This window comes from Erythrobacter cryptus DSM 12079, from assembly GCF_000422985.1.
Taxonomy (GTDB): domain Bacteria; phylum Pseudomonadota; class Alphaproteobacteria; order Sphingomonadales; family Sphingomonadaceae; genus Erythrobacter; species Erythrobacter cryptus.
This window is the reverse complement of the sequence record NZ_AUHC01000005.1, coordinates 260,055-268,322: the sequence shown is the minus strand read 5'-3', so window position 1 is coordinate 268,322 and position 8,268 is coordinate 260,055. Positions and strand designations below refer to the sequence as shown.

The window sequence follows — 8,268 nt, the reverse complement described above, 5'->3', positions numbered from 1 at the left end:
GTCGAAAGCCCGGGAAACCGCCGCCAGAAGCCGATCCCATACCCCCGCCTTGCGCCAGCGCACGAACCGGTTGTAACAGGTCGTGTAAGGCCCATAGCGTTCGGGAATGTCCGCCCAGGGGCTGCCGGTGCGAAACCGCCACAATATCCCGTTGATCACCCGGCGATCATCCACCCGAGGCACGCCACGGCTCTTGTTCGGCAGCAACGGCTCAATCACCGACCACTCGAAATCTGTCAGGTCAAAACGACGGCGCATATCCAAGGCTCCTTTCCCGAACCTTGAATCAATCACTTGCCGTCCACGCAAGCCAGTTTATGAGTTTACGGCCTAGAAACTTTTGCTTAGTTGCGCAGGCGTGACCGGTTTGCAACAAGCCACGATCGCCCTCATGCGGCTGTGCTTGGCTCCTGTCCGCCCGGTGTAGAGCGGCGTTTCACCGCATCGCCAGCCAGGCGGTGTAGCCGGCATAGAGCGCGAGCAGCAGCGCCCCTTCGATCCGCGAGAGCCGCCAGCCGCTGCGCAATTGCACGATCAGCAGCGCCGTCACCCCCAGCATCACCCAGACATCGATGCGCGCAATCTCGGCCGGCACCGTGATCGGGTGGATCAGCGCCGTAAGACCAAGGATGCCGCACAGGTTGTAGATGTTCGAGCCCACCACATTGCCCAGCGCCACGTCCTCGTGCTTGCGCAGCACCGCGACCACGCAGGCGATCAGCTCGGGCAGGCTGGTGCCCACCGCCACCACGGTGAGCCCGATCACGGCTTCCGACACCCCGGCCGCGCTCGCCAGCACCACCGCGCCCTCGACCAGCAGCCGCGCGCCATAGATCGCCCCTGCCAGCCCGGCGATGATCATGCCGCCAAGCACCAGCGGGCCGGTATCGGGCGGCACCGGGCGATCCTCGACCTCGTGGGCATGGCGCTCGGCCTCGGCATCGTGCGCGGCACTTTCCGAGCGGTAGGCCCACCAGATATAGCCGACGAGGCAGGCCGTGAGCACCAGCCCCGCAGGCCATGCGATGGTGCCCAGCAGCACCGCCCCGGTGCACAGCAGCGCGCTGCCGCCCATCGCCAGCGAATCGCGCTGGAACGAGGCAGGGTTGACCGCCAGCGGCAGAATCAGCGCCGAAATCCCGAGGATCAACAGGATATTGGCGATGTTCGATCCCACGACATTGCCGAGCGCAATCCCCGGCGCGCCGGCGAGCGCGGCCTGCACGCTGGTGGCAAGTTCGGGGGTCGAGGTGCCGAAGCCGACAATGGTGAGCCCGGCGAGCAGCGGCGATATGCCAAGCCGCGCCGCCATCCCCACCGCGCCGCGCACCAGCAATTCGCCGCCCAGCGCCAGCAGGACCAGGCCGCCGAGGACGAGCAGGATCGAATGGGTCACGCGCAACAAACCTTTTTTGCGGCAGCTTGCGCCTCTCTATCGAAGGTCGCCCGGCAAAAGAAGGGCGCTTGGCTGGGGCGCCCCGGCCAAGCCCCAAGCGCAAGGGGCGGGAGGATCGCTCCTCCCGCCCCCCGTGCGTCTCGGCTGAAGACCCTGGGATCAGGCCGAATAATACATGTCGAACTCGACCGGGCAGGGGGTGGTCTCGGTGCGGATCACCTCCTCCCACTTCAGTTCCATGTAGGCCTCGATCTGGTCCTTGGTGAAGACATCGCCCTTCAAGAGGAACTCGTGATCGGCCGCGAGGCTGTCGAGCGCTTCGCGCAAGGAGCCGCACACGGTCGGCACTTCGGCCAGCTCGGCCGGGGGCAGATCGTAGAGGTTCTTGTCCATCGCCTCGCCGGGGTGGATCTTGTTCTCGATCCCATCAAGCCCCGCCATCAGCAGCGCCGCATAGGCAAGGTAGGGGTTGGCAAGCGCATCGGGGAAGCGGAACTCGACCCGCTTGGCCTTCTCGCCCGCGCCATAGGGGATGCGGCACGAGGCCGAACGGTTGCGCGCCGAATAGGCCAGCAGCACCGGCGCCTCGAAGCCCGGCACCAGCCGCTTGTAGCTGTTGGTGGTGGGGTTGGTGAAGGCATTCAATGCCTTGGCGTGCTTGATCACCCCGCCGATGTAGTAGAGGCACATTTCCGACAGGCCGGCATATTCATTGCCGGCAAACATCGGCTTGCCATCCTTCCAGATCGACATGTGGGTGTGCATGCCCGAGCCGTTGTCGTTCTTGATCGGCTTGGGCATGAAGGTCGCGGTCTTGCCATAGGCATGGGCGACCTGGTGCACCACATACTTGTAGATCTGCATCCGGTCGGCGGTCTGCACCAGGGTGCCGAAGGTCAGGCCCAGCTCGTGCTGTGCGGCGGCAACTTCGTGGTGGTGCTTGTCGCAGGGCAGGCCCATCTCGAGCATGGTCGCCACCATCTCGGCGCGGATATCGACCGCGCTATCGACCGGCGCCACCGGGAAATAGCCGCCCTTGGCGCGCGGACGGTGGCCGAGGTTGCCGCCCTCATATTCCTTGCCGGTGTTGGTCGGCAGCTCGACATCGTCGATGGCAAAGCCCGAGCCGGCATAGCCATCGTGGAAGCGCACATCGTCGAACATGAAGAATTCGGCCTCAGGGCCGACATAGACAGTATCGCCGATCCCGGTGGATTTGAGATAGGCCTCGGCGCGTTTGGCGGTCGAGCGCGGATCGCGCCCATACCAGTCCCCGGTCGAAGGCTCGACGATGTCGCAGTTGATGATCAGCATCGGGGTGGCGCTGAAAGGATCGACCCAGGTTTCGTAAAGGTCGGGCTTGAGGATCATGTCGCTCTCGTTGATCGCCTTCCACCCGGCGATCGAGGAGCCATCGAACATCAACCCGTCCTCAAGCGCATCCTCGTCCATCACCCCGGCGCACATGGTCAGGTGCTGCCACTTGCCCTTGGGATCGGTGAAGCGCAGATCGACCCATTCGATTTCCTCGTCCTTGATCTTCTTAAGGACGTCCTTTGCTTTCGACATTTTGCTTTTGCCTCCAAGGTTGTCATGGCCGGCCCGCTCCAGCAGCGGGCAGGAGAGGGTGGGTGATCAGATGGCGTCGTCGTTGGTCTCGCCGGTGCGGATGCGCAGCGCGCTTTCGATCGCGGTGACGAAGATCTTGCCATCGCCGATCCGTCCGGTCTTCGCGGCGGCGGCGATCGCCTCGACCACGCGCTCGGCCTGGTCATCGGAAACCACCACCTCAAGCTTCACCTTGGGCAGGAAATCGACGACATATTCGGCCCCGCGGTAAAGCTCGGTATGGCCCTTCTGGCGGCCGAACCCCTTGGCCTCGGTGACGGTGATGCCCGAGACGCCGATCTCGTGCAGCGCCTCCTTCACCTCGTCGAGCTTGAAGGGTTTGATGATCGCCTCGATCTTTTTCACTGTGTCCCCATCTGCGCCTGGCGGGAATGCTGGCCCGACACCCTACAAGAACCGTGCCAAGCCCTTGGCCGGAGCGGTGAACGATCCTTGCCGCAGAGCAAGTGCCGACAGGGATTGTCTTTCGCCCGCGCAGCCCGGTTAGCAAGATTATGGTGCGCCGCGCAATGGTGCACAGCATCTGAGCGGGCTCTGCCCAAATTTTGGGCAGACGCGCGCCTCACAGCACAAGGCCCGCGGTCTCGGGCAGGCCGCACATCAGGTTGAGGTTCTGGATCGCCGCGCCGCTGGCGCCCTTGCCGAGATTGTCGAGCACGGCGACCAGCCGCGCCTGGGCGCCATCGGGGGCGGCAAAGACGTGAAGGTGAAGCCCGTCCCAGGGGGCAGACGATTTGCTCAGCAGCAGTTCGGCGGGCGCCGGGCCGAGCGGGGCGAGGCGCACCACCGGGCTTTGCGCATAGGCTGCAGCCAAGGCGGCGTGTAGCGCGGCCGGATCGGGCCGGCCCGGTATCGCCGCCAGCGCCAGCGGCACCTCCACCACCATGCCGCGATGGGCCGGGATCACCGCGGGAGAAAAGACCGGGGGGCGGGCAAGGCCGGCATGGGCCTGCATCTCGGGCAGGTGCTTGTGCGCAAGGCCAAGGCCATAGGCGCGAAAGGCAATGTCAGACTCGGCCTCGAAGCGCGCGATCAGCGCCGTGCCCCCGCCTGAATAGCCGCTCACCGCATGAACCGTGAATGGCCAGTCGGCCGGGATGAGGCCGGCGCGCACCAGCGGCGCGACGAGCGCGAGAAAGCCGGTGGGATAGCACCCGGGATTGCTCACAAATCGGGCATTGGCGATCGCATCGCGTCCCACCAGCTCGGCAAAGCCATAGACCCACCCCGGCGCCACCCGGTGCGCGGATGAGGCATCGATGATCCGGGTGGCCGCGCCCTCCGCCAGCCGCACCGCCTCCTTGGCCGCCTCGTCGGGCAGGCACAGGATGGCGATGTCGGCGGCGTGGAGCGCCGCGCGCCGGGCCGCCCCGTCCTTGCGCCGGGCCTCATCGAGGAGGATGAGCTCGAATTCGCCGCGCCCTTCGAGCCGCGCGCGGATCTCGAGGCCCGTGGTGCCCGCCGCCCCGTCGATGAACACCCGGTGCATCGCGCTCAGCCCTCGGGGGGCGCGTCGGGGGCGGGAGCGCCCTCGGCTGGGGCGAGATCGGCCGCGGGGCACCAGCCCGCCGGTCCCTGCGGCCCGGGGCAGCCCCACACCCATTCGCCCGCGATATCGAGAAGCTCGAAGCGGCTGCCCGGGGCGAGCGTCGCAAAAACCTCGGCATCGGCGCGCGGAGCAAGGCGCAGGCCCGTGCCCGCCGGGCCGAGGGTGCGGATATGGGGGATGACGTAATGGGCCGCGAGGTGCGTTCCGGCGAGCGCGATATGGGCAAGATCGCCGCGCAGCGGCAGCGCGCCGGGGGCCGGGCGCTCGACCGGCCCGGCAAGGCCGATCACGCCTTCGGGCACGGCATATTCGGCTGGATTGCGCCCTGCGCGGCTCATTGCTTTTCCGTCGACCTGTCCTTGCGCCGGCGCCCACTCCCCCGCGGCGGCGTGGCAGGCCCGTTAGCGGCAAGCGCGGCGCGGGGCAAGCGCGCCGCAGCGCCGCGCTCGGCCGCCCCCCGCTCAGCCACCATAGCGCGCGCGGATGGCGTGCCAGGCCGCGCGCAGCCCCAGCCCGCGCCCGCCGCGCGGTCGGCCGGGACGGGGGAAGGGGTTCCAGGCGAAGGTGTCGAAATGCACCCAGTCGATCCCCTCGCCGACAAAGCGGTCGAGGAACAGTCCGGCCACGCTCGCCCCGGCATAGGGGTGGCTCGAGGAATTGGACATGTCGGCCACGTCCGAGGAGAGATATTCGCGATAGGCCTCGGGCAGGGGCAGGCGCCAGGCGGGATCATCGGCGGCCTTGCCCGCGGCAAGAAAGGCCTCGGCGGTCTCGTCCCGCCGGGCGAACAGCGCCGGCAGATCGGGCCCCAGCGCCACCCGCGCCGCGCCGGTGAGGGTGGCAAAATCGACGATGAGATCGGGCCCCTCTTCCGAGGCGCGGGTCAGCGCGTCGCCGAGGATCAGCCGCCCCTCGGCATCGGTGTTGTCGATCTCGACCGTCAGCCCCTTGCGGCTCTTGAGGATATCGCCGGGCCTGAAGGCGCCCCCGGAAATGGCATTTTCGACCGCCGGAACAAGGAGGTGCAGGCGCACCTTCAGCCCCGCGCCCATCACCAGCCCGGCGAGCGCCAGGGCATGGGCCGCGCCGCCCATGTCCTTCTTCATCAGCCGCATGCCCGAGGCCGGCTTGATGTCGAGCCCGCCCGAATCAAAGCACACCCCCTTGCCCACGATTGCCAGCACCGGATCGGCAGGATTGCCCCAGCAAAGGTGCATCAGCCGCGGGGCATGGTGGCGCGCTGCGGCGCGGCCCACGGCGTGAACCATCGGATATTCCTGCTCGAGCCGCTCGCCGCGCACCACCGCAAGCTCGGCCTTGTGCGCGCGGGCGAGCTTGTCGCACTCGGCCTCGAGCGCGGCCGGGCCCAGTTCCTCGGCCGGGGTGTTGACGAGATCGCGCAAGCGACATTCGGCCTCGGCCTCGGCGAGGATCGCGCCGATCTGCCCGACCTGCCCGGTCAAAAGCACGCGCTCCCCGGCTGCCTTGTCTTCGCTCTTGTAGCGGGAAAAGCGGTATTGCCCCGTCACCCAGCCGAACATCGCTGCGCCCGGTTCGGCATTGGCGAGGCGATAGCTGCCCTCGGGAAGTTCCTCGGCCAGCCGGGCGAGGCACCAGCTGGTGAGGCTCGCGCGGTTGGCAACGCCGCCCACCGCAAACCAGCCGTCGCCATCGGGCAGGATCGCCACCTCGGTGGGCCTGCCCTCGAACTTCTGCGCGGCAAGGCTGGCGCGCTGGGCGGGAGCAAGGCCCTTGGCAAAGGCCTCGCATTCTTCCTTGGTCACAAGGTGGATGGCGATCGCATCCTCGCCGCGATCGGGCCGGATCAGGCTGTTGGCTTCGTTCATGCCTGCTCCATAAGCCTTAGGCCAGGCTTGTCACCAGCCGATTCGCGGCGCTGCTTAGTGGGGGAGGGGCATGGGCGTTCAACAAATGTTCCACGTGAAACATTGGCAGCAGCGGCTTGGCGGCCTGCGGGCAGCGGGGCTGGCAGCAACCGCCCTCATCGCAGCGGGCGTGCTTTCTGCCTGTTCCGCGCCCGAGGAGATCGCCCGCAAGGCCGGGGTGGCCGCCACCCCTGCCGCGGCGGCGCAGGGCCAAAAGGCGCCCGCCATCGCCCCGGCCCCGGCCAAGGCAGAGGTGTTTGCCGACAACGCCGAGGACGCCGAAAACAAGGGCCGCATGCGCGAATTTTCCTACCAATGGCCCGCCGCGGTCTCGGCCATCCCGGCGCTCGCCGCGCGGCTTGCGCAGGAGCGTGACAGCGCGCTGGCAGAGCAGCAGCAGAACTGGGCCGATCTCCTGTCAGAAGCCGACAACGAGGAGTGCGCCGCCTGCTATAGCCTTTCCTTTTCAAAGGAATGGAAGGTGGTGGCCGATCTGCCGCGGTTCCTTTCGCTGTCGGCGGAAATCTATCTTTTCACTGGCGGGGCGCATGGCAATTCGGGCTTTGATGCGCTGGTGTGGGATCGCGAGGCGCAGGCAGCGCTGGAGCCTGAAGCCCTGTTCCTCTCCCCGGCCGCGTTGCAGGAGGCGCTGGGGCCGCGCTGGTGCCGCGCGCTTGCGGCCGAACGCAAGAGGCGGCTCGGCGCCGATTATGGCGATGATGGCTTCTTCCCCTGCCCGCCGATCGCCGATCTTTCCGTGCTGCTCGGCTCCTCCGATGGCAAGGCCTTCAACCGCATCGGCCTTATCGCTGCGCCCTATGTCGCCGGCTCCTACGCCGAAGGTCCCTATGAGGTGACGCTGCCGGTGACCGATGCGGTGGTTAAGGCGGTCAAGCCCCAATATCGCAGCGCCTTTGCCCGCGGCGCATAGCTTTTTGGCCGCGGCATCGCTATGTAACGGCGATGCACGAATATCAGATCGTTGAAGGCAATGAGACCGTCTATCGTGACGGGACCATCAAGCTCCACGGGCCGGAAGGCTTTGCCGGGATGCGCAAGGCCGGGCGGCTGGCGGCCGAGATCCTCGATGCCTGCGCCGAGCTGGTCAAGCCCGGGGTGACCACCGGGGCGATCGACGCTGCGATCCGATCGATGATCCTCGATGCCGGGGCAGTGCCCGCGACGATGGGCTACCGCGGCTATGCCCATTCGAGCTGCATCTCGATCAACCATGTGATCTGTCACGGGATCCCGGGCGACAAGGTGCTCAAGGATGGGGATATCCTCAATATCGACGTGACCCCGCTGGTCGATGGCTGGCACGGCGATTCCTCGCGCATGTTCTATGCCGGCGAACCCCCGCTCAAGGCCCGGCGGCTGGTCGAGGTGACCTATGAGTGCCTGATGCTGGGGATCGCTGCGGCCAGGCCCGGGGCGCGGCTCGGCGATATCGGCGCGGCGATCGAGGCCCATGCGGCCAAGCACCGCTACAGCGTGGTGCACGAGTTCTGCGGGCACGGGCTGGGGCGGCTGTTCCACGATGCGCCCGAGGTGATCCACGCCGCCAAGGCGGGGACGGGCCCGGAACTGAAGCCAGGCATGTTCTTCACCATCGAGCCGATGATCAACCTCGGCAAGCCCTGGGCCAAGGTGCTGTCCGACGGCTGGACCGCGGTGACGCGCGACAAGAGCCTTTCGGCCCAGTTCGAGCATTCGATCGGGATCACCGAGGATGGCTGCGAGATCTTCACCAAGAGCCCGATGGGCCGGGATTGCCCGCCCTACCTCTAGCCCCGCGCCGCGCCGCG

Annotated in this window: 9 protein-coding genes; 2 read left to right on the top strand and 7 right to left on the bottom strand. The window is 67.3% G+C overall.

Translation table 11 applies throughout. The features are described 5' to 3' along the window. The 7 genes from G524_RS16560 to G524_RS0106055 form a co-directional block, all read right to left on the bottom strand. Window positions 1-258, bottom strand: a 258-nt coding sequence (locus tag G524_RS16560; RefSeq protein WP_036857661.1) for an IS5 family transposase, incomplete at its 3' end; no start/stop codon positions are given. Window positions 259-436: 178 nt separating this feature from the next. Further along, on the bottom strand, window positions 437-1,396 hold the full coding sequence (locus tag G524_RS0106080) for a calcium/sodium antiporter (protein WP_051220939.1): 960 nt from the start codon (window positions 1,394-1,396) through the stop codon (window positions 437-439). A 159-nt stretch (window positions 1,397-1,555) separates the two neighbouring features. After that, a complete protein-coding gene (gene glnA / locus G524_RS0106075; protein ID WP_027442913.1) occupies window positions 1,556-2,965 on the bottom strand; it encodes a type I glutamate--ammonia ligase in 1,410 nt (469 codons plus the stop codon). 66 nt (window positions 2,966-3,031) lie between these two features. Further along, complete coding sequence (locus G524_RS0106070; RefSeq protein WP_027442912.1) at window positions 3,032-3,370, bottom strand: P-II family nitrogen regulator; 339 nt, start codon at window positions 3,368-3,370, stop codon at window positions 3,032-3,034. 217 nt (window positions 3,371-3,587) lie between these two features. Beyond that, window positions 3,588-4,514 (bottom strand): N-acetyl-gamma-glutamyl-phosphate reductase, encoded by a 927-nt coding sequence (argC, locus tag G524_RS0106065; protein ID WP_084625068.1) that lies wholly within the window; start codon window positions 4,512-4,514, stop codon window positions 3,588-3,590. A gap of 5 nt (window positions 4,515-4,519) precedes the next feature. Continuing rightward, the gene (locus tag G524_RS15145; RefSeq protein WP_051220938.1) at window positions 4,520-4,912 is read right to left on the bottom strand and encodes a hypothetical protein; all 393 of its coding nucleotides are present in this window, start codon (window positions 4,910-4,912) and stop codon (window positions 4,520-4,522) included. A 123-nt stretch (window positions 4,913-5,035) separates the two neighbouring features. Then, window positions 5,036-6,421 (bottom strand): leucyl aminopeptidase family protein, encoded by a 1,386-nt coding sequence (locus G524_RS0106055; RefSeq protein ID WP_027442910.1) that lies wholly within the window; start codon window positions 6,419-6,421, stop codon window positions 5,036-5,038. Window positions 6,422-6,506: 85 nt separating this feature from the next. Here G524_RS0106055 and G524_RS15140 point away from each other — a divergent pair, with 85 nt between their 5' ends. Continuing rightward, window positions 6,507-7,391, top strand: coding sequence for a PdaC/SigV domain-containing protein (locus tag G524_RS15140; protein WP_051220937.1), 885 nt, complete (start codon window positions 6,507-6,509; stop codon window positions 7,389-7,391). Between the two features lie 32 nt (window positions 7,392-7,423). Beyond that, window positions 7,424-8,251, top strand: a complete 828-nt coding sequence (gene map / locus G524_RS0106045; protein ID WP_027442909.1) for a type I methionyl aminopeptidase — start codon at window positions 7,424-7,426, stop codon at window positions 8,249-8,251. Window positions 8,252-8,268 lie beyond the last annotated feature (17 nt).

What these genes read in the sequence shown, in the direction of transcription:
- argC (WP_084625068.1), bottom strand. Translation starts at nt 4,514, where the DNA reads ATGCACCGGGTGTTCATCGACGGGGCGGCGGGCACCACGGGCCTCGAG.
- G524_RS0106055 (WP_027442910.1), bottom strand. Translation starts at nt 6,421, where the DNA reads ATGAACGAAGCCAACAGCCTGATCCGGCCCGATCGCGGCGAGGATGCG.
- map (WP_027442909.1), top strand. Translation starts at nt 7,424, where the DNA reads ATGCACGAATATCAGATCGTTGAAGGCAATGAGACCGTCTATCGTGAC.
- G524_RS15140 (WP_051220937.1), top strand. Translation starts at nt 6,507, where the DNA reads ATGTTCCACGTGAAACATTGGCAGCAGCGGCTTGGCGGCCTGCGGGCA.
- glnA (WP_027442913.1), bottom strand. Translation starts at nt 2,965, where the DNA reads ATGTCGAAAGCAAAGGACGTCCTTAAGAAGATCAAGGACGAGGAAATC.
- G524_RS15145 (WP_051220938.1), bottom strand. Translation starts at nt 4,912, where the DNA reads ATGAGCCGCGCAGGGCGCAATCCAGCCGAATATGCCGTGCCCGAAGGC.